The sequence below is a fragment of the Streptomyces sp. NPDC093109 genome, from assembly GCF_040701725.1.
Taxonomy (GTDB): domain Bacteria; phylum Actinomycetota; class Actinomycetes; order Streptomycetales; family Streptomycetaceae; genus Streptomyces.
On record NZ_JBFBEZ010000011.1, the window covers coordinates 20488 to 41827 of the forward strand.

Here is a 21340-nt window from a genome sequence, read left to right on the forward strand (position 1 = left end):
CAGCGGGAGCCCCGGTCACTCCGGGAGGGTGAAGCCCAGCTCACGGGCGGCGGCCTCGGGGGTGGGCTGCGGCCAGCGCTCGGCCATGCGGTGCGCGGCGGACAGCGACCGGAGTTCGGCACGGTCGAGGTAGAGCGTCCCCCGCAGATGGTCCGTCTCGTGCTGGACGATCCTGGCCGGCCAGCCGGCGAACTCCTCGTCGGTCTCCCTGCCCCGCTCGTCCTGCGCGCGCACCCGTACCCGGGTGTGCCGGGCCACCACCGCCCCCCAGCCGGGAACGCTCAGACAGCCCTCGAAGAACGCGGCCCGCCCGTCGCCCACCGGCTCGTACACCGGGTTGACCAGCACCCGGAAGGGCTGCGGCACCCGGTCCCTGGCGTCGCGCACCGCCTCCGTCACGTCGGCGGAATCCTCCAGGACCGCGAGCCGCAGCGGAATGCCCACCTGGGGCGCCGCGAGGCCGACGCCGGGGGCTTCGTACATGGTCGCGCGCAGCGCGCCGACGAGCCGCGCCAGCCGGTCGTCGCCCAACTGCCCCTCGTACGGGAGCGAGGGGCGGCGCAGGACCGGGTCGCCGGCCTGGACGATGGTGAGCGGTCCGGGGGCTTCGAGGAGGCTGTCGACGAGTTCGGTGAGCTGAGTGTGTGTCAGGGCCTGCATGGGCCAAGCTTGCCAGACGTACGCGGCCGGGCGGCCCCGCCCGCGTACGACGCGCGTACCACGGGCCGGCCGCCCGGCCGTTCGTTCCGTACCACTCCCCCGTCCGGACCGTTTTCGGGAGTCACACTCCTCGCTCTCCCGCTGTCGGGTTCACACTCCGGAGACTTCTCGGGTCACGCCTCTGCGGCTGCTTCTCATCGCCGCGCCCGCGCATGCCAGGCCCAGCAGGAAGGTGAGTGCGCCGATGACGACGTTGGCCCAGATGATGCCCTTGTCGGGGTGGCTGCCCACGATCCATGGAGCCACGATCATCCAGACGCCGATCACGCACATGGCCGTGCTCAGACCGGACATCCGTCCCGGGGCGAAGGTGAGTCCGAGCGCCAGTACGGCGAGCGCGACACCGATGATCAGGTTGTGTGTCGCGAGGGCCCGCTGGACGCCGGAGAAGTGAATGATCCAGGGCGACAGGGCGCAGAAGAGACCGACGAGGAACACCGGTCCCGCCAGCATCGCCATGTCACGCCCGCCGCCGAGCACGCTCGCGTAACGCTCGCGCATCTCGGGTACGTCGGGGTGGCCGGCGAGATCCCCTCTGGTCGCCCCTCTCGTGTCCCTGGTCTCTCTGAGCGTCTCTCTCCTGTGTGAGACGTCGGCCATACGACTCGCCTCCTTCATCCGTGCAAGTCCGACCGTGCCGCGCGGCATCGAGTCGCGCATATCCCAGTTTGCTCGCTTTCTTATCTTTTGTGTAGGTCGATACCCCCACAGAAACCAACAATGTTCTACGGGTGAAACAGGCGCGGTATACGCACGGCGACCGTGCCGACGCGCTCAGCACACGCCCACGACCAAGTGCAGCGGCGCCTTCGGCTGACCCCGTGGTCCGGCCGCGCGCCGGGGGACAATGATCCGATGCCGAACCCCTCCCCGCCGCCGGGCCCCGCCCCGTCTCCCGCCCGATGGCCGATCGCCCTGGCGGCGGTGGCCGGTGCCGTGCTGCTGCTGATCGCGGGCCGACTGCTGCTGTTCTCCGTACCGCACGCGCTCGCCGAGCGGCGGGACTTCGCCGCTGCGCCCGCGTGCGGCACGGCGGACAGCCCGGCGGACAGCTCCGCGCGGGACTGCGTACGGGCCCTGCCCGCCACCGTGGGCAGGAAGACCGTCGAGGAGACCCCCAGGGCCGGCAGGTACTGGCTCACCCTCACGGAGAGCGGCGGGCCCTCCTACCGGCTGGAGCTGGACGGTCACACGCCCGTCTTCGACGCGCTGGCGGCCGGCGACACGGTCACCGTGGAGCGCTGGCGCGACGAGGTCCGCACGGTGGGGTTCGGGAAGCTGCGGCAGAACACCGTCACGGCCCCCGCCCTCGGCCACCGCTTCCCCGCCGCGTTCGGTCTCGGCCTGCTCGGCCCGGCCGGCGGGCTGCTGTGGACCGCGTACTGGTACGGCCGCCGGTCCGGCGACTCGCTCGCGCTCCGGCCGTGGCAGATCACCGTCCCCCTGATGGCGGCGCTCTCCCTCGGGCTGGTCGGCTTCGCCGCGCCACTGCTCGTGGACGGGCTGCCCGCGGCGCTGGTCCTCACCGGCTGCGGCGCCCTGCCGGTGCCGGCGGTGACGGTGTGGCGGATCCGGCACCACCGGCGCGCGGCGGCCGGCACGCCGGTGGCCGTGCCGCGCGTACTGACGGAGGAGGAGTGCTTCCCGGGGAGGATCCTCGGTGATGTCCCGTACAGCGTGGCCGGGTTCGACCATCTGGTGACCGGCCCCGGGCTGCTGGCGGCGACCCCCGACCCCACGGGCCGGATCGCCCGCAGGCCGGTGCCGCGCCGTCTCGTGGTGGTACGGGTCAGACCGCCGTACCGTACGGACCCGTCCGGCGCGGCGGGCCCCCGCGACCAGGTGGTGGAGTGCCTCGACGGGACAACGCCCGTACTTGTCGTCACCCCCCGGGAACACGTCCCCTGGATACTCGGGGCGCTGGCTGACTGAGTCCGGGGCCGGTGTCCTGAACTCTCCGCCGTACCTGCCGGTTTCCGGCTCTTTCCGGCATACCGCGCCCGGCCTCCCGCATGATGGCCCTCTTACCGCGATGTCTGGGGGAAACCATGCGTACCCGCACCGCCCGCACGACCCTCACCGCCCTCGCCGTCACAGCGCTCCTCACCCTCACCGCCTGCGAGGACACCGGCACGCCCGGCACCGGCGGCGGCACGGAGACCAGCACCGGCACCGGCACCGGCACCACCGACTCACGCCCCACCGGCGCCACGACGGCCGTCCTGCCCGACCTCGTCGGCCGGCAGCTCGGGTCCGCGCGGAGCACCGTCCGGAAGGCCGGCTTCCCGGAGCTGACCTCGCACGACGCGCTCGGCCGGGGCCGCGGGCAGTTCCTCGACCGCAACTGGAAGGTCTGCGCCCAGACGCCCGCGCCCGGCACCCTGCCCCTCGGCACCAGGATCGATGTCGGTACGGTGAAGACCGGGGAGGAGTGCCCGGCGAAGGACCCCGGCGAGCCCACCTCCGACGGCACGATGCCCGACTTCACCGGCAAGTCGGTCCGGTTCGCCCGCGCGGCCTTCGACAAGTCGGCCGACCTGACCGCCCGGGACGTGTCGGGCGAGAACCGGGCGATCCTGGTGGAGTCCCACTGGAAGGTGTGCGGGCAGGACCCCGCGCCCGGCGTACGGCTGACCGGCCGGCCCATCCGGCTGGACACGGTGAAGTTCGACGAGAAGTGCCCGTAACGACGCTGTCCGGACGCCGCCCGGAGCCTGCTGAAACGATTGGCTACTTGTCATCCATACCACTCAATGTGGTGATGTATAGCGGTAAAACGACCCATAAGGCTCGCAGGAACGTTGACCCAGGCATGGAACCCAGAGAACTGTGGGAACGTCACGCCGTCCTCGCGGTGGCCTTCTGCGGCAGCGACGACCAGGTGCGGGACGCACAGGGCATTCTCGACGAGGCCCAGGCCGCCCGGACCCGGATGCTGGCCGCGTTCGCCGTGACCGTCGGCAGTGACGGGGCCGTGGCGGACCTGCTCGGACTCACGGAGCGCGAGGTGCGGATCGCCCGGCGCACGGTGGGCAAGGACGACGCCCGCACGGTCGCCGAGTGCCTGCTCACCGTGGAACCGGCCGAGCAGGGGGCCCAGGGGCCCTCGACCGTTCCGGGGCCCGAGCCGGTGCCCGGCGCGTCCGCCGTCGGTCCTGGCACCGAGGCCATGGAGTTCACGGGCCGTCCCGCGCACGCGATGCCGCCGTCTTCCGCAGCGGCCGGACAGGCCCCCGCGCTGCCCGCCACCGAGGGCGCCTGGTCGGCGGCGCTGGACGCGGTGCTGGTCGGCGGCTGGCACACCGGCCTGGATCTGACCGCGCTGGCCGCCGAGTTCGGTCTCGACCTCGCCCATCTGGTGGCACGCGTCCAGAAGCTGTCCGCCGAGGGCCGCCTCAACCAGCCCGCGCCCCACGAGGACCGCGCGGGCCGGCACCGCCGGCTCGACGCCGCGCCGATGGAGCACGGCGGGCACTACTCCCCCGGCATCGCCTCGGCCCAGACACTGCCCTACCCGCGGCCGAACGACGACGTCGCCTGGCAGCAGGCCCCGCCGCACACCCCGCCGTGGGACAACACCACGACGGCGCAGACCGACTGGAACGGGATCGTCAACCACTGGAACGCCACACCCCCGGACCGGCCCTGGGAGTACACCACCCAGCACAGCTGACCACCGGCCGGCCGCGGGGACGGGAAGGCGGACCCCGTACGGGTCACCCCACGGCGGGCTCCGCCGGGAGCAGATGGGCGCCGGTCCTGTCGGTGCTCAGACAGAGCGAGCAGACCACCGCGTCATGGGCAGGACAGGCCGCCAGATCCGGCCGCTCGAACTCCTGCCGGCACACATGGCACACGTACCGTACGGCGCTGGGGTTGCCGTCCGCGTCCAGCGCCGGCTCGTCGATCCCGTCCCCGGTACGCCGCCGGTAGTAGCGGCCCCGGGTGGCGACCGCCATCAGCGGGGTGACGACGAAGGCGATCAGCGCCGCCGCGACCGGCGAGTACGGCTGGAGCGTGTCACCCAGCGCGTGGAAGTACATCGCGATCGACAGCCCCGAGGCGGCGACGAAGGCCACCACGCCCACCGGATTGACCGCGTAGAGCATGCCCCGGCGGAACTCGGGGGCGAGCGGGGAGAGTTTCAGCAGATACTTGTTGACCATGATGTCGGTGGCGACCGTCACGATCCAGGCGATGGCGCAGTTCGAGTAGAAGCCCAGGATGCTGTTGAGGAAGCTGAACATGTCGGCCTCCATCAGGATCAGCGCGAACGCCAGATTGACCAGGACGAAGACCATCCGGCCCGGATAGCGCCGGGTGACGCGGGTGACGGAGTTGGTCCACGCCAGCGACCCGGAGTAGGCGTTGGTCACATTGATTTTGATCTGACTGATCACCACCAGCACCACGGCGAGCGGGACGACCAGCCACGACGGCATCATCGCGTCGAAGGCGCCGCGGAACTGCTGGATGGGCTCGGTGGCCGCCGCCGGCCCGACCTCGGAGAGGATGTACACGGCCAGGAAGACCCCCATGGCCTGCTTGAGCGCGCCCAGTACCACCCAGCCGGGACCGGCCATGACCACAGCGGTCCACCAAGTGCGCCTGTTCTCAGCGGTCTTGGGCGGCATGAAGCGCAAGTAGTCGATCTGCTCGCCGATCTGCGCGATCAGCGACAGACAGACCCCGGCGCCGAGGAGCACGGACGCCGTGTTGACACCGCCGTCGCCCCCGGATCCGGGGTACGCGAGGAAGCGGCCGACCGTGCCGGGATCGGTGCTCACGAGATAGATCAGCGGTCCCGCCATGAGCAGCAGCCAGATCGGTGTGGTCCACACCTGGAGCTTGCTGAGCGCCTTCATCCCGTAGATCACGAGCGGGATCACCATGAGGGTGGAGACCAGGTAACCGAGCCACAGCGGCAGTCCCAGGCCGAGCTTGAGACCCTGCGCCATGATCGAGCCTTCGAGCGCGAAGAAGATGAAGGTGAAGCTGGCGAAGATGACGCTCGTCAGGACCGATCCGTAGTAGCCGAAGCCGGATCCCCGGGTGATCAGGTCCAGATCGATGTTGTAGCGCGCCCCGTAGTACGCGAGCGGGAAGCCGGTGAGGAAGATGACGGCGGCGGCGAGCCCGATGGCCGCCAGGGCGTTCCCGGTGCCGTGGGTGAGGCCGATACCGGCGCCGATGGAGAAGTCCGCGAGGTACGCGATCCCGCCGAGCGCGGTGGTCGCCACCACCATCGGGGTCCAGCGGCGGTAGCTGCGCGGTGCGAAGCGGAGGGTGTAGTCCTCCAGGGTCTCACTGACGGCCCGGTCGGTGCCGGTGGCACCGCCGGGGCCGCCGGGGGACGGGTCAGGGGCGCCCGCTGGATCCGGGCCTTCGTCGAGCGCCACCAGCCGCGATTCGGTGCTCATGCCACGCCTCCTGCGAAGGGGGTGATGGGGGGAAGCAACGGGGTGAGCGAGGAGCGGGGCCGACGTTAGACAGTGCGTGTTTCCCGGCCGGGGTCCGCGGGTCACGGGCGCGTTTCCGGGTGATCTCCGCGTCCGCGCGGCGGCTGTGCGCGCGTTACTCCGGGGTGCCGGGCTCGAACCAGGCCGGCTCGTCGGCCAGTGCCTGCTTGATCCGGAAGACCGCGAAGTCCTCCAGTTCCGGCAGCGCGTCGACGGGGAACCAGGCCACTTCCAGCGACTCGTCGTCGTTGACCCGCGCCTCGCCGCCGACCGCCCGGCAGCGGATCGTGGTGTCCATGAACTGGCACCGGTCCCCGTTCGGATAGGTGACCGGTGCCAGCGCCTGGACGAGCACGACGCGTTCCGCCACGCAGTGCACGGCGGTCTCCTCGTACACCTCGCGCACCGCGGTGACCGCCGGCTGCTCGCCGGGCTCCGGGATGCCGCCGATGACCGACCAGTTGCCGGTGTCCGTACGGCGGCCGAGCAGGACGCGGCCCTCGTCGTCGAAGACGATGGCGCTGACGCCCGGCAGGAAGAGCAGCTGGTGGCCCGCGGTGGCCCGGATCCGGCGGATGAACTCAGGAGTACCCATGGGCCCGAGCCTATGCGCCGCGCCGGGCCCTTACGGAACGGACCGTCACCCAGCCGAGGCCCGCCGCCGCGACCGTCATGAGCAGCCACTCCGGCAGCGCGCCGAGACGGGTCGCGGGGGTGAGCGAGGTGCGCAGCGCCACCTTGTCGACCAGCGCGGCGGGCGTGAACCACGTCGTCCGCTCGACGACCGTGCCGTCCGGCCGGATGATCGCGCTGACCCCGCTGGTCGCGGAGACCACCACGGCCCTGCTGTGCTCCACGGCCCGCACCCGCGACATCGCGAGCTGCTGGTAGGTCATCTCGCTGCGGTCGAAGGTGGCGTTGTTGCTGGGGACGGCGATGAGTTCGGCGCCGGCCGCGACCGGGTCGCGCACAGCGCCGTCGAAGGCCGCCTCGAAGCAGGTGACCATGCCCACCCTGGTGCCCGCGAGGTCGAAGACGCCCACCTTGTGGCCGGGCCCGAAGTCGCGCTGGACACGGTCGACGTCGGAGCTGAAGAGGCGGACGAAGGAGCGCATCGGGATGTACTCGCCGAACGGCTGGACATGCCGCTTGTCGTAGGTGTTCACCGGGCCCCGCTCCGGGTCCCACTGGATCATGGTGTTGCGCAGCTTGCCCGTGTCGGGCGACAGCACCGTACCGATCACGGTGGGCACACCGATCGCCTTCACGGCCTCGTCGATGACGAGACGGGCGTCGGGGTTGCGGTACGGGTCGAGGTCGGAGGAGTTCTCCGGCCAGAGCACGAAGTCGGGGCGCGGCTCCTTGCCGGCCCGTACATCGGCGGCGAGCTGCTCGGTCACCCGGGCGTGGTTGTCGAGGACCGCGCGGCGCTGGGCGTTGAAGTCGAGCCCGGCGCGCGGCACGTTGCCCTGGATCGCGGCGACGGTCGCGGTGCCGTTCTCGGCCGCGTCGCTGACCAGCGGCAGGGCGGCGAACGCCGCCGCCACCGGGGCCAGCACCGTCGCGGCGGCGACGGCGACGGCGGCGCGCGGCACCTTGCGGGTCTCGCGGTACGCGACGGCCTGGCGGACCGCCTCGTACAGGCCGAAGCCGCACAGGACGACGGCGAAGCCGAGCACCGGGGTACCGCCCACGGCGGCGAGCGGCAGGAAGAAGCCGTCGGCCTGGCCGAAGGCGATCTTGCCCCAGGGGAAGCCGCCGAACGGCACCCGCGCCCGCGCGGCCTCGCCGAGGATCCAGACCGCGGCGGCCCACACCGGCCATGCGGGGAGGCGGCTCACGACGGCGATCCCGAGGCCGGTCAGCGCGACGAACAGCGCCTCGAAGAGGACCAGCCCGAGCCACGGTACGGGCCCGACCTCCTCGCCCGTCCAGACCAGCAGCGGCAACAGGAACCCGAGCCCGGCGAGATAGCCGAGGCCGAAGCCGGCCCTGAGCCGGCGCCCGTACAGGCTCCATGCGAGCAGGGCGAAGCCGGGCAGGGCCAGCCACCACAGGGTGCGGGGCGGGAAGCTCGCGTACAGCAGGACGCCGGAGAGGACCGCCCCGCCGGGCCTGACGAGCCGCCGCAGCAGGCGCCGCCCGCCGCTCGGCACTGGGGCGGACGCGGTGGGCTCGACGGGGGTGATGGTGGCGCTCACCCGGTGGAGTCTACGGGGCTCGCGTGCCGGGACCGGGGTGACGGCGGCAACGATGCCTCGCAATCCCTCCACAAACCCCCGTCGGTGCCGATACCGTATGCGCCATCCCCTGCCACCTGGCCGAATCCGGTCGTCGTGGGACAGGGCCTGGCACAGCTCGGGGGTCGACGCGATGACCGCACCGGCGGAACGGTCCGCGGTACGGGGGGCGGGGCGCGACCGCCGCGGGGCGTCCGACGTCCTCACCGCCGCGCTGCTCGGCGGCACCGCGGTCTGGGCGCTGATCAGCGCGGCGGCGGGCGGCGGCCGGCCGGAGGGGGTTCTGCTCGCGGTGCTCGCGGTCACCGCGGGGTATGTCTGCGGCCGGATCGGCGGTTCGCTGGTGCCGGTCGCCGTCGCGTCCGTCCTGGCGGTCGTGGGGCTCGGCTGGGCACTCGCATCCGGCCAGGAGGCTTTCGGCGGTACGGCGGTCTCCGCGGCCACCCCGCCCGGTGACACGGGCGCGGTCACCGCGCTGCTGGTGCTGGCGGCCGGGGCCGCGTGCTGCGCCGCCGCGGCGACCCGGCGGCCGGCCCTCCGGTCGGCGCTGCTGCTGCTCACCCTGGTCATCACGGGCGTCGCGGCGCTGCTGGGGTCCGTGGCGGGGCTGGTCACGGTGCTCGGTGTGCTGCTGTGCTCGCTCGCGGCGGCCAGGACGCACCACCGGGTGATCGCCCTCGCCGGGTTCGCGCTGCTGACGGCGGTGGTGGCCGGGCTGTCCTGGTCGGTGGCCGAGCGGGCGCTGCCGGAGGGGCTGTCGGTCTCGCTGGAGGGGCAGCTCACCCAGCACCGGGTGCAGCTGTGGCAGGACGCGGCCGGGCTGGCGCGGGAGCATCCGCTGCTGGGCGCGGGACCGGACCGGTTCGGTGATCTCAGCCCGGCCGTCGCGCAGTCGATCGACAGCGACGGCAAGCCGCACTCGGCGCCGCTCCAGCTGGCCGCGGAGCAGGGCGTGGTGGGGGTGGCGCTGCTCGCCATGGTCTACGGCAGGCTGCTGTACGTACTGGGCCGCTCGCCCTGCTCCACTCCGGTGGTGCTGACGGCCGGGGCCGCCCTGACGGCGCTGGCCGCGCTGGCGTGCGTGGGCAACGCGCTGAGCTTCACCTCGGTGACGGCGGGGGCCGGCCTGCTCGCGGGGCTGGCCACGGCCCGCCGGGCACCGGGCGCGCCGCCCCCACCGCCGGCGACCGGTCCCCGGGCATGGGGGGACGCCGAGACCGTACGGTCCGCGCGGGCCTGAGCAGCCCCGGGAGGAGCCCGCCGGGCCCGGGGTCAGGCGGGGGCCGGGCCGGGGGGCGCCAGGAGGCTCAGGCGCTCACGGATGACGCGTACGGCTGCCTCGGCGTCGTCCACCGTCACGGTGAAGGTCCTGCCGTCGCCCAGGGTGAGGACGAGCGCCTCGCCCCGGCGCACCACCACGGCCGTACCCATCTCGGGCCGCCAGCGGTACCCCCAGCCGCCCCACTGTCCCGGCGAGACCCGGGGCACGAAGTCGGCGCCCACGACGTGGGCGAGCTGGATCCGGCGGCGCGGCAGTCCCATGTGGCCGCAGCGCACTTCCAGGCAGTCGGCCTCGACCCGGACCGCCACATGGACGAAGGCCAGGGTGCCGAAGAGAATCAGCAGGCCCGCCGCCACACAGCCGACGACGGACATCAGCAGGGCGGCGACGCCGGAGCTCCAGCTGGAGTCGACGGCCAGTTCGATGCCGAGGGCGACGCATCCGGCGCCCGCGGCGGCGAGCAGCCACTGTGCGCGGTTGGTGGCCCGTCCGGTCCAGGTCTCGGGCAGGGGCTCAGCGGAGTGGCCCTCGTGCCGGGGGTGCTCCCTCATGCCAAGCAGCGTACTCAGATTCCGGCCGGACGGGAGTGCTCCGGTCGGCCGTACGGAGGAATGTCAGCGGGGCTGCCCGACGGCGGCCAGCAGCCGTCCCTCGGCGTAGGCGAGGGCGGCGGCCGGGAGCGCGGACTCGGCTCCGCCGAGCAGCACCGTGAGCCGGGGCGCGGCTGCCTCGGCCGCGTCCGTGCCGGGTCCTTCGGCGCGGTCGGCTGACCGGTCGCCGGAGCGTTCGGCGATCCGGCGCAGCGCCTGGGCGGCGACGGCGTCGGCCGAGCCGTGGAAGACGGGGTCGGGGCGGCCGGGGCGCCGGACGGCGGCGCGGATGCGGTCGGCGACCAGTTCGTAATGGGTGCAGCCCAGGACGACGGCACTTACATCGGGCGGCGTCAGGGCGGCGGCGCGGGCCACGGCGCGGTCGATGGCGTCCTCGTCGGCGTGCTCCACGGCGTCCGCGAGTCCGGGGCAGGGCACTTCGGTGACCGGGACGGACGCGGCGAAGTCGCGGATCAGGCCGCGCTGGTACGGGCTGCCGGTGGTGGCCGGGGTGGCCCAGATGGCCACGGATCCGCCGCCGGCCGCCGCGGGTTTGATCGCCGGGACGGTGCCGATGACGGGGAGCAGCGGCTCCAGTGCCGCGCGGAGCGCGGGCAGCGCGTGGACGGAGGCGGTGTTGCAGGCGACGATCAGGGCGTCGGGGCGGTGCGCCGCCGCCGCGCGCGCGACGCCGAGGGCGAGCGCGGTGACGTCCTGCGGGGTGCGTGGGCCCCAGGGCATGCTGCCGGGGTCCGAGGAGAGTACGAGATCCGCTCCCGGCCGTAGCCGGCGCACCGCGCCGGCGGCCGCGAGCAGGCCGATTCCGGAGTCCATGAGCGCGATCTTCACCCGGTCACCATAGTCGACGGCCCTTGCGGTCCCCGCGCTGTGGTGCAGACTGCGGCGAATGAGTGCCGTCGCGTGGATCGCCGTGGGTTCGCTGGCCGCCTGGATCTGGCTGTTGCTGGGTCAGGGGTTCTTCTGGCGTACGGATCAACGGCTGCCCGGACGCTCGGGTCCGCCGGGCGCGGGCGCCGCGTACGAGAGCCGGCTGCGTCTCAAGGAGGCGGGCGAGGACGGCACACCGCCGCAGTGGCCGTCCGTCGCCGTCGTGGTGCCCGCGCGGGACGAGGCGGCGGTGCTGCCCGCGTCGCTGCCGTCGCTGCTGTCGCAGGTGTATCCGGGCCCGGCCGAGATCTTCCTGGTGGACGACGGCAGTTCGGACGGGACGGGACGGCTCGCCCGTGAACTGTCCGCGCGCTACGGGGGGCTGCCGTTGACGGTGGCGTCGCCGGGCGAGCCCGAGCCCGGCTGGACCGGCAAGCTGTGGGCGGTGCGGCACGGCATCGCGCTGGCCCGCGCCCACGGGCCGGAGTTCCTGCTGCTCACCGACGCGGACATCGCCCATGAGCCGGACAGCCTGCGGGAGCTGGTCGTCGCGGCCGAGGCGTACGAGCTGGACATGGTCTCGCAGATGGCGCGGCTGCGGGTGGCGGGGGCCTGGGAGAAGCTCGTCGTGCCGGCGTTCGTGTACTTCTTCGCGCAGCTCTATCCGTTCCGCCGGATCAACCGGCCCGGCGGCCGGACCGCGGCGGCGGCGGGCGGCTGTGTGCTGCTGCGGACGGAGACGGCCGTACGGGCGCGGGTGCCCGAGTCGTTCCGGCAGGCCGTGATCGACGATGTGTCGATGGCCAGGGCGGTCCGGCGGAGCGGGGGCCGGATCTGGCTGGGGCTCGCGGACCGGGTGGACAGTGTGCGCCCGTACCCGCGGCTGGCCGATCTGTGGCGGATGGTCTCGCGGAGCGCGTACGCGCAGCTCCGGCACAATCCGCTGCTGCTGGTCCTCACGGTGGCGGGGCTGGCGGTGGTCTATCTCGTACCGCCGGTCGCGCTCTGCGCGGGGGTGTTCGCCGGGGACAGGGCCGCGGGCTGGCTCGGGCTCGCCGCGTGGGCGGTGATGACGGGGACGTACGTCCCGATCCTGCGCTACTACCGGCTGTCGCTGTGGCAGGCTCCGCTGCTGCCCCTCACGGCGTTCCTCTATCTGCTGATGACGGTCGACTCGGCCGTTCAGCACTACCGGGGCCGCGGCTCCGCCTGGAAGGGACGTACGTACGCCCGTCCCGAGGCGGCGCCGGACCGCTGACGAATATCCCGGCGAGCGGGCAGGACCACTCGGTTATAGGGGGTGTCCCGACGCTGTTCGGCGTAGGTCACTTCCTGCCGGGTGTCCAGTTCATGCCCCACCCATAGGCGTAATCGATGGTGCGCTGCGGACTGACTCCGCGTTCCGGTACCAGAAAACGGGCTTCGCGCTGGACGACGAGATCGGAGCCGGTATTGGTGATCAGTGCCAGCGCGCAGACCGTCGAAGGGACCGTGCATTCACCCAGCGAGAAGTCGATCGCGGCGCCGTGCTGCGGCTGGAGAGTGACCGTCGCGTCGAGATCCGCGAAACTGCTCGCGCCTTCATAGATGGTGACGAAGATGACAACGCGGCGCAGCCGGTCCTTGTGATCCAGGTTGATGGTGAGGTTCTCGCCACTGTCGGACCCGCCGGTGCGGTCGTCGCCGTCGAGATGGATGTACGGCGCCCGGTCGGTCGCGCCGAAGGCATTGCCCAGCGCCTGGACGACGCCTTTGCGTCCGTCGGTCAGTTCGTAGAGGGCGCACAGGTCGAGATCGAGATCGTTGTGCGTGGCGAAGGAACGGCCGAGTTTGGCGCCCCAGCCCTTGAACTGTTTCCGTGACCGCCAACTGAGGTTGACGCGCATCGCGCCCGAGGTGCCGCCCTGTTTCGTCAGGGAGACGGAGGGGGCCTCCTTGGTCAGCGTCACCTTGCTCAGCCGTACGGGCGCGGGGGCCGGCGCGGGCGGCGCCGCCTGCCTGGGCGGCGCGGCGGCGGTTACGGGCGGCGCGACGGGTGCGGGCGGCGTGGGCGGCGCAACGGGCGTGGGCGGTGCGGCCGGTTCGTCGACCGAGATCCCGAAGTCCGTGGCCAGCCCGGCGAGTCCGCTGTCGTACCCCTGCCCGACCGCGCGGAACTTCCAGTTCCCCTGGCGCCGGTACAGCTCGCCGAGGACGAACGCCGTCTCGACGGTCGCGTCGCTGCTCTCGTACCGCGCGATCTCGGCCTTGGTGGCCGCGTCCAGCACCCGTACCCGGAGCCCGGGCACCTGGCCGAAGCTGCCGCCGTCCGCCGAGGCGGCCAGCACAATCCGTTCGACGTCGGATTCCACCCGCGCGAGGTCGACGGTGACGGTGTCCGTGAGATCCGTCCCACCGGGCCGCTTGCCTTCGTGGCGTACCGCCCCGGACGCGTGCGCGGGCTGGTTGTAGAAGACGAAGTCGGCGTCCGAACGGACCTTGCCGGACACGAGCAGGAGCGCCGAGGCATCGACATCCGGCACCCCCGGTCCGGAACGCCATCCCAATTCGACATGGACAGCCGGTGCGGTCACCGGAAGATTTGCGCCTTTAAGCATGGACATGATCGCCCCCATCGCGAGTCACGGTGCCGGTGGATTCCCTGTCGCCAACCTAATCGCCGCGCCGCGGTTCGGGCCGCACGGGACCCGCCGGTAACCCCCCGTCAGCTTGCCCTTTACACGATCTGTACATCACGCGGCGACCGATTTTCCCAAGTTCGCTCGCATTGGGGATCCGAAGTAGCCCACACCTCCCAAAACAAGCTTCATTCCGACTCCCCAACCCGGCGCGCCGTGGCTTAACTTATGTTGCATGACCTCCCCCCGCTCCACCTACGGCGGCGGCTACTACTCCGCGCCGTCCTTCCCGGACACCCCTATCTACGACTCCCTGGTCGCGGAGCGGGGCACGCCTCAGATCGCCCCGATCCGAGTGCCCGCCGCCTACGACACGAGCAACAGCTATCTGCCGGCCCTGCCGTCCGCGCTCCCCGCGCTGCCGGCCGGTCCCTCCCAGGCCGCCCCCGCCTACGGCGGCTATCCGCAGCAGCAGCAGATGATGCAGCCGGCGCAGCAGTCCATGCCGCTCCAGCAGACTCCCGCGCCGTACATCCCGCAGCAGGCCGCGCCCCGGGGCTACCCGGGGCAGCAACAGCAGCAGGCACCGATGCAGGCGCAGCCCCAGCGCCCGATGCCCGGCACGGGGTACGAGGCGATGCGTCCCGCGGCCCCGCGCCCGGCGCCGCCCCAGCCGCAGCCCACTCCGTACGAGGACCCGTACAACCGGCAGCAGTACCAGAGCAGAGGGTACTGATCAGGGCGGTACTGACGCGGGGGCAGCGCTCAGGAGTACCGGCGCGCGCCGGGAGGCGCCGACCGGCCGGAGGTCAGAAGCCGGTGGCAGGATGGTGTCATGCCCAAGCCGCGCGACGCCGTTCTGCACACCCTGCGGGTCCACCCGGTCAAATCCCTGGCCGGGCACGAGCCCGGCAGTGCCACCGTGGAGCCCTGGGGACTCGCGGGTGACCGCCGCTGGATGCTGATCGACGGGACGGGGAAGGCGGTCACCCAGCGCCAGCAGGCACGGCTGGCGCTCATCGGCGCCGAGCCGCGGCCGGACGGCGGGGTCCGGCTCTCCGCGCCCGGACCGGCCCGCGGCCCCGCGCCCGGTCCCGCGCCGCTGACGGTCGCCGTACCGGAGGCGGGCGGTGGGGCGGACGGCACCGTGGTGACGGACATCTTCGGCACCAAGGTCGAGGCGGTACCGGCGGCGCGCGACGCACACCACTGGCTGAGCACGTATCTCGGGGCGGAGGTCCGGCTCGTCCATCTCGACGACCCCGCCCGGCGCCGGCCCGTCGATCCGGAGTACGCGCTGCCCGGGGAGACCGTGAGTTTCGCCGACGGCTACCCGCTGCTCGTCACCACGACGGCGTCCCTCGATGCCCTCAACTCCCTTGTCGCGCAAGGCGATTACCCGGAGGAGGGGCCGCTTCCCATGGACCGGTTCCGGCCGAATCTGGTGGTGGCCGGGACCGAGCCCTGGGCGGAGGACGGCTGGCGGCGCATCGCCGTCGGTGAGGTGACGTTCCGGGTCGCCAAGCTCTGCGGGCGGTGTGTCGTCACCACCACGGACCAGCGCACGGCCGAGCGCGGCCGGGAGCCGCTGCGCACCCTGGGCCGGTACCGCCGCGTCGACGGCCGGCTGATCTTCGGCCAGAACGTGATCCCCGAGCGGACCGGCACCCTGCGCGTCGGCGATCCGGTGACCGTCCTCGGCTGACCGTTCCCCGCCCCTCGCGTCGCCGCCGGAACACGGCCCGGTGATAAGCCTGTTGAGTGAGCGGCGTGTTACGTGCAGGGCACAACGAGGTGAGCTTGCTCTCTCTTCCCCGGCATCGTTGCGCGTTCGCCGCGCCACGCGGCTACAACGGAGAGGGAAGGGGGTGCCGGACTGTGCGCACCATCGTGGGACTCTGGCGCTGGCGGCGCAACCCCCTGCGCCGCCGCACGGATCTCGTCGAGGCCTGGGTCGCTTTCACGGCGGCCCTGCTGATCGCGCTGGCCGCGCCGGCGGTGGGCGTGCTCTGCTGGAGCGCTGCCGACTCCTCGCTGCGCGAGACCGTACGGCTCCAGCACGAGGAGCGGCACCGGACGGCCGCCGAGGTCGTCGAGCTCTCCAAGGAGCGCGTCCCGGTCGTGTACGACGTCGAGTCGCCCGGTGTGCGGGACTCCGGCCGCCGGGTGGTCGCCACCTGGCGCGCGCCGGACGGTGCCGAGCTGACCGGCACGGTCGCCACCTCGCTGCGCGACCCGCGCCCCGGCGACACCTTCACCTTCTGGACCGACCGGAGCGGCGACGAGGCACCGGCCCCGATGGAACCGGCCGTCGCCGGGTTCCACGCGCTGCTCGTCGGGTTCGGATCGGCGCTGCTGGCCGCCGCGTTGGTGGAGTGCGCGCGACGGCTGGCCGTATGGCGTCTGGTACAACGGCGGTACCGGCGGCTGGACCGGGCGTGGGCGAAGGCCGGTCCCGACTGGGGCCGCACCGGCGCGGGCAGCTGATCCGGCGACCGTACCCGTACCCGGACCGCACCAGTGCGGCACTGACGTCAACTCGGCGGTGCCGCGCGCGCTACGGTGGTGCCCGCCCGGTCAGCCGCCCAGGCCGGGACCCGGGGCAGTCACCCGGGACGGCACTGCACGGGCAATCGCACGAGGTGGGGACAGAACAACGCCATGGCACAGGGCACGGTCCAGGTGACGCACACCGGCACATCCCGTTGGCGGCGCCGCACGGGCGAGTACGCCTCGCTCGCCGCCGCCCTGGAGGCCGCGGGCGACGGCGACATCCTCACCATCGCCCCGGGTACGTACCGGGAGAACCTCGTCGTCTCGCGGGCGGTCACGCTGCGCGGCCCGGAGGGTTCGCTCGGCTCCGTCCGTATCGCACCCGCCGACGGCGTGCCCCTGACGGTCCGCGCCTCCGCGACCGTCCAGGACCTCCATGTGGAGGGACAGGACGCCACGGCCCCCGCGCTGCTCGTCGAGGACGGCACCCCCGAGCTGGCCGATCTGCGGATCGTGACCCGCTCCGCGGCCGGCATAGAGGTGCGCGGCGCGGCCAGGCCCACCGTCCGCCGCTGCACGGTCGACAATCCGGCCGGGGTCGGGATCGCCGTGCTCGACGGGGCGGGCGGGGTCTTCGAGGAGTGCGAGATCGTCGCCGCCGGGCAGGCGGGCGTCTCGGTGCGCGGCGGCGCGCATCCCCGGCTGGAGCGCTGCCGTATCCACCACGCCTCGGGCTCGGGCCTCTCCGTCACCGGCGAGGGCAGCGGTCTTGAGGCGATCGGCTGCGAGGTGTACGAGATCAAGGGCACCGGTGTGCAGATCGCGTCCCGGGCCGCCGCCCATCTCACGGACTCGTCGGTGCACCGCACCTCGGCCGACGGGATAACCCTGGACACCGACGCCGTACTGACCCTCTCCGACTGCGACATCCACGACATCCCGGAGAACGCGGTCGATCTGCGCTCCCGGTCGGTGCTGACCCTGACCCGCTCCACGGTGCGCCGCTTCGGGCGCAACGGTCTCTCCGTCTGGGACCCGGGCACCCGTGTGGACGCCAACCAGTGCGAGATCCACGACAGTACGGGTGACTATCCGGCGGTGTGGATCAGCGACGGGGCGACCGTGGTGCTGGACTCCTGCCGGGTGCACGACGTGCCCGACGCGCTCTTCGTCCTCGACCGTGGCTCGCGCGCCGATGTGGTCGACAGCGACATCTCGCAGGTGCGGAACACGGCGGTGTCCGTGAGCGACGGCGCGACCGCGCAGCTCGACGACTGCCGGATCAAGGAGGCGTCCACCGGCGCCTGGTTCCGCGACCACGGCAGCGGCGGCACACTGAACTCCTGCACCATCGACACCGTCCAGACCGGTGTCATCGTCACCAAGGGCGCCGATCCGACCATCGAGCGCTGCACGGTCACCTCGTCCGCCGAGGCCGGGTTCTACGTCTCCGCCGGGGGCCGGGGCACCTTCCACAGCTGCCGGGTGACGGGCAGCGGCGGCTACGGCTTCCATGTGATGGACGGCTGCCGCACGACGCTCACCCGCTGCCGTACGGAGCGGTGCGCGCGCGGCGGTTACGACTTCGCGGAGGACGGGCCGACCGCCGAGGACTGCACCAGCGACGAGAGCGGTGTGCTGGCCGCGGAGCCGACCCGCCCGCTCGCCACACCGCTCCCGGCGACCGCGCCCCTGACGGCCCCCGCGCTGCTGGGCGCGCTCCCGCCGGCGCCCGCGGTCGCCCCCGCAGCCGACACCGCCCCGGCCACGACGGTCGCGCGCGACTCCGAGGACGTCCTCGGTGAACTCGACTCACTGGTGGGCCTGGAGAGCGTCAAGCGCGAGGTGCGGGCGCTCACCGACATGATCGAGGTGGGCCGCCGCCGCAAGGAGGCGGGCCTCAAGGCGGCCTCGGTCCGCCGCCATCTGGTCTTCACGGGCAACCCCGGTACCGGCAAGACGACCGTGGCCCGGCTGTACGGCGAGATCCTGCACTCGCTCAAGGTGCTGGAGCGCGGGCATCTCGTGGAGGTCTCCCGGGTGGACCTCGTCGGCGAGCACATCGGCTCGACGGCGATCCGTACCCAGGAGGCGTTCGACCGGGCGCGCGGCGGGGTGCTGTTCATCGACGAGGCGTACGCGCTCTCCCCCGAGGACTCCGGCCGCGACTTCGGCAAGGAGGCCATCGACACACTGGTGAAGCTGATGGAGGACCACCGGGACGCGGTGGTGGTGATCGTCGCCGGGTACACCGCCGAGATGGAGCGCTTCCTGACGGTCAACCCCGGTGTGGCGTCCCGTTTCTCACGGACCATCACCTTCACCGACTACGAGCCCGACGAGCTGCTGCGGATCGTGGAGGGGCAGTCGGAGGAGCAGGAGTACCGGCTGGGCGAGGGCACGGCAGAGGCGCTGCTGAAGTACTTCACGGCCCTGCCCAAGGGGCCGGCTTTCGGCAACGGCCGTACCGCGCGCCAGACGTTCGAGTCCATGGTGGAACGTCACGCGGGCCGGGTCGCCCAGCTGCCGGAGACCAGCACCGACGATCTGACCCTGCTCTACGCGGACGACCTGCCCGCGCTGCCGGAGCCGGCCGCCTCCGATCCCGCCGCCTCCGATCCCACCGGGTCCGAGCTGTCCTGACCGCGCGGCGGGGGCAGCGGCCGGGGCGGCGGCGGCAACCGGTCGAGCAGCGCGGCGCGTTCCTGGGCGAAGACCGGGTCCGCCTGATAGTTGGAGTGCCCGAAGACCGGCTCCGGCAGCGGGTGTTCCACCGTACGGCCGTAGCAGAGCGGGTCGGTGAGGGGACCCCGGTCGACCTCGGGGCGCTCGCCGTCGGCGGGGACCAGGACCGGGCCGCCGATGGGGTCGGTGGCGCGCCACAGATTGCGCCAGCAGTGCACTTCCCGGGAGAGCCGCGCCAGGTGACCGGCACCGAAGTACGCGGGGAACCAGCGGCCGTACAGCCGCTCCAGCGGCGATCCGTACGTCAGCAGCGCGACACGGCGACGGGTCTCGGGCCGTAACTGCCAGACGGCCGCGGCGGCGAGCACACTGCCCTGCGAGTGGCCGGAGAGGACGAGTCTGCCGCCCGTGCGGCCGGTCCAGGCGGCGATGCGCCAGGTGAGGTCGGGGACGGCGCGCTCGGCGTAGCAGGGCGGCGCGAAGGGGTGGGCGGCGCGCGGCCAGAACGTACCGACGTCCCAGAGGATGCCGATGGTGCGGCGGGCCGAGGCGTCCCGGTAGGCGCGGCGGCCCCAGGTGACGAAGAGCAGGAAGCCGAACCCGACCAGCCAGGAGCCGATGGCCTGCGCGGTCTGGGCGAAGGCCTCGACGAACGAGTCGGTGCCGCGCGCGGCCTGCCCCGGCACCTCGCCGCTCGCCCAGGAGCCGGCCACGGCGGCGGCGCCCAGCAGCAGGGAGGCGCCGGAGACCACCCCGATCAGCCGGGGCGCGGAGTCGGTGAGCGCGGCCCTGGCCCGGGCGCCGGCCACCTGCCGGGTACGGAGGGCGTCGCCCCTGGTCCCGCCCCGCTCCTTCGCGTACTCCCGTTCCACGAGCGGGGCCAGGGCGCGGGCGGTGCGCGCGGTCCGTACGGCGAGGACACCGGCCGGGACGGTCAGCAGGACGAGCAGGACGGGGATGACCGACGCCTGCCAGCTGAGCAGCACCGGCGGGCCGGGGATCGCGCCGCCGCCCATGCCGGGCGTGGCGTCGCCGTCCAGCCGGTCGGCGACCCACTGGGCGACTCCGCCGGTCATCACCCCGCCCAGGGCGCAGGCGAGCGTGGCGACGGCGGGCCCGCCGAGACCGCGCATCGCGGTACGCGGCTGGGGCACCCGGCGGTACAGCCGGTGGGCGATGACGACGAGCGCGACGATCAGCACGACCTGGGCCAGGGCCAGTATCCGGAAGACCTGGTCGACGGGGAGCGCGCCGGTGGAGACCCAGCCGGGCCGTGACCAGCCCACGTACACGACCGAGAGACCGAACAGGACGAGCGAGGCGGCGGGCAGCCGCTCGGTGAGCAGCCGGTCGAGGGAGCGGTCGCGCCCGCGGTCGCCGCGGCTCCTGGCGCACACCACCCACAGGACGACGGCCGCGCAGCACAGCAGCGCCGCCCGGAGCAGCACGCCGGGGACCGCCGTCGGACCGCCGGGGCCGCGCAGGTCGTGGTCGGCGCCGGCGGCGGTGAGCGCGGCGGCGACGGTGAGGAAGCCCGCGGCGGTGTGCGCGGCGCGGAGCCGGGCGACGAGCCGGCGGCCGTACCAGAAGCCGGGCCGGCCGAGGGCGGACCGTACCCCGTCGGGGGCGGACGGCTCAGGGGCGGGCGGTTCTGGGACGGCGGCGCGGTCGGGGACGCCCAGGCGGTCGTCGGTGGGCGGGCGTTGGGACTCGTACGCGCTCCAGGTGCGGTGGGAGAGGTACCAGAGCAGCCCCACCAGCGCCGCCGGTACGACGGAGGCGAGGGCAAGCCGGCGGCCGGGCTGCGACCACCAGCCCTGCCGCTCCGCCGCGAGGAAGCCGAGCCAGGACCGGTGGGCGACGCACTCGGCGGAGCCGGCGCACTGCCACGCCGTCAGATCCAGCGCGACCTCGCAGGCGGCGGAGGTCAGCAGCACGGTCAGGGTGAGGGCGACGAGCCGGACGAGCACCCCGTACAGCCGCTGGGACCGGCGCAGGCCCTCGGTGGCGGGCCGCATCCAGTGGGCGAGGTTGACCACCATGAAGGGGAGCAGCAGCAGCCACAGGGCCCGTGAGCCGTTGCCCGAGGTGAGGTTGGACCAGCAGTACGCCTCCGGGACGGGCCGGCCGCCGTAGCGCTCGGGGTGCCGTTCGGCGTCGGCGTCCACGGCGCGGCGGTATATGGCGGCCGTCTCGTCGCCGGTGACCCGGACCGTACGGGGGTCGTCGAGCATCCGCTGCGGGGTGGTTCCGCCGACGCCGTGGACGAGGAGTTCGAGCGCGGCATCGTCGTCGCGCGGTGTGGGTGTGGGCACTTCGGCGGCTCGCTCTCGTACAGGACCCGGCACGGATGGGTGCGGCGCGC

At 73.2% G+C, this 21340-nt stretch carries 18 protein-coding genes; 9 read left to right on the forward strand and 9 right to left on the reverse strand.

Annotated features, from left to right (window positions below):
• Positions 1-15 precede the first annotated feature (15 nt).
• Entirely contained in the window at positions 16-660 is a 645-nt protein-coding gene (locus tag AB0389_RS13155) for a peptide deformylase (protein WP_366395458.1), read from the reverse strand.
• Between the two features lie 150 nt (positions 661-810).
• Entirely contained in the window at positions 811-1221 is a 411-nt protein-coding gene (locus AB0389_RS13160; protein WP_366395585.1) for an SPW repeat protein, read from the reverse strand.
• A 354-nt stretch (positions 1222-1575) separates the two neighbouring features.
• Here AB0389_RS13160 and AB0389_RS13165 point away from each other — a divergent pair, with 354 nt between their 5' ends.
• From AB0389_RS13165 to AB0389_RS13175, 3 genes are all read left to right on the forward strand, one after another.
• Positions 1576-2652, forward strand: coding sequence for a hypothetical protein (locus AB0389_RS13165; RefSeq protein WP_366395459.1), 1077 nt, complete (start codon positions 1576-1578; stop codon positions 2650-2652).
• A gap of 116 nt (positions 2653-2768) precedes the next feature.
• Entirely contained in the window at positions 2769-3407 is a 639-nt protein-coding gene (locus tag AB0389_RS13170) for a hypothetical protein (protein ID WP_366395460.1), read from the forward strand.
• A gap of 125 nt (positions 3408-3532) precedes the next feature.
• Positions 3533-4393 (forward strand): hypothetical protein, encoded by an 861-nt coding sequence (locus tag AB0389_RS13175; RefSeq protein ID WP_366395461.1) that lies wholly within the window; start codon positions 3533-3535, stop codon positions 4391-4393.
• 43 nt (positions 4394-4436) lie between these two features.
• On the opposite strand, the gene AB0389_RS13180 is transcribed toward AB0389_RS13175, so the two are convergent.
• The 3 genes from AB0389_RS13180 to lnt form a co-directional block, all read right to left on the reverse strand.
• On the reverse strand, positions 4437-6140 hold the full coding sequence (locus tag AB0389_RS13180) for an allantoin permease (protein WP_366395462.1): 1704 nt from the start codon (positions 6138-6140) through the stop codon (positions 4437-4439).
• 154 nt (positions 6141-6294) lie between these two features.
• Complete coding sequence (locus AB0389_RS13185; RefSeq protein ID WP_366395463.1) at positions 6295-6774, reverse strand: NUDIX domain-containing protein; 480 nt, start codon at positions 6772-6774, stop codon at positions 6295-6297.
• Between the two features lie 10 nt (positions 6775-6784).
• On the reverse strand, positions 6785-8380 hold the full coding sequence (lnt, locus tag AB0389_RS13190) for an apolipoprotein N-acyltransferase (RefSeq protein ID WP_366395464.1): 1596 nt from the start codon (positions 8378-8380) through the stop codon (positions 6785-6787).
• Between the two features lie 172 nt (positions 8381-8552).
• Between lnt and AB0389_RS13195 the strand changes: the two genes are divergently transcribed.
• Positions 8553-9659, forward strand: coding sequence for an O-antigen ligase family protein (locus AB0389_RS13195; protein ID WP_366395465.1), 1107 nt, complete (start codon positions 8553-8555; stop codon positions 9657-9659).
• A gap of 32 nt (positions 9660-9691) precedes the next feature.
• Here AB0389_RS13195 and AB0389_RS13200 read toward each other — a convergent pair whose 3' ends face one another.
• Both AB0389_RS13200 and AB0389_RS13205 read right to left on the reverse strand, forming a co-directional pair.
• On the reverse strand, positions 9692-10252 hold the full coding sequence (locus tag AB0389_RS13200; protein ID WP_366395466.1) for a hypothetical protein: 561 nt from the start codon (positions 10250-10252) through the stop codon (positions 9692-9694).
• A 63-nt stretch (positions 10253-10315) separates the two neighbouring features.
• On the reverse strand, positions 10316-11140 hold the full coding sequence (locus AB0389_RS13205; RefSeq protein ID WP_366395467.1) for an aspartate/glutamate racemase family protein: 825 nt from the start codon (positions 11138-11140) through the stop codon (positions 10316-10318).
• A gap of 58 nt (positions 11141-11198) precedes the next feature.
• Between AB0389_RS13205 and AB0389_RS13210 the strand changes: the two genes are divergently transcribed.
• Positions 11199-12437, forward strand: a complete 1239-nt coding sequence (locus tag AB0389_RS13210; RefSeq protein WP_366395468.1) for a glycosyltransferase — start codon at positions 11199-11201, stop codon at positions 12435-12437.
• A 67-nt stretch (positions 12438-12504) separates the two neighbouring features.
• Here the strand turns inward: AB0389_RS13210 and AB0389_RS13215 are convergent, their stop codons facing one another.
• A complete protein-coding gene (locus tag AB0389_RS13215; protein ID WP_366395469.1) occupies positions 12505-13782 on the reverse strand; it encodes a TerD family protein in 1278 nt (425 codons plus the stop codon).
• A gap of 250 nt (positions 13783-14032) precedes the next feature.
• Between AB0389_RS13215 and AB0389_RS13220 the strand changes: the two genes are divergently transcribed.
• The 4 genes from AB0389_RS13220 to AB0389_RS13235 all read left to right on the forward strand — a co-directional run bounded on the left by AB0389_RS13220 (position 14033) and on the right by AB0389_RS13235 (position 18933).
• Complete coding sequence (locus AB0389_RS13220; protein WP_366395470.1) at positions 14033-14533, forward strand: DUF6643 family protein; 501 nt, start codon at positions 14033-14035, stop codon at positions 14531-14533.
• Between the two features lie 99 nt (positions 14534-14632).
• Positions 14633-15502, forward strand: a complete 870-nt coding sequence (locus tag AB0389_RS13225) for an MOSC N-terminal beta barrel domain-containing protein (protein ID WP_366395471.1) — start codon at positions 14633-14635, stop codon at positions 15500-15502.
• 173 nt (positions 15503-15675) lie between these two features.
• Positions 15676-16284, forward strand: coding sequence for a hypothetical protein (locus AB0389_RS13230; protein ID WP_366395472.1), 609 nt, complete (start codon positions 15676-15678; stop codon positions 16282-16284).
• Positions 16285-16458: 174 nt separating this feature from the next.
• Entirely contained in the window at positions 16459-18933 is a 2475-nt protein-coding gene (locus tag AB0389_RS13235; protein WP_366395473.1) for a right-handed parallel beta-helix repeat-containing protein, read from the forward strand.
• On the opposite strand, the gene AB0389_RS13240 is transcribed toward AB0389_RS13235, so the two are convergent.
• Complete coding sequence (locus AB0389_RS13240) at positions 18849-21209, reverse strand: hypothetical protein (RefSeq protein WP_366395586.1); 2361 nt, start codon at positions 21207-21209, stop codon at positions 18849-18851. The two genes, AB0389_RS13235 and AB0389_RS13240, sit on opposite strands and share 85 nt — an antisense overlap.
• Positions 21210-21340: the final 131 nt, after the last annotated feature.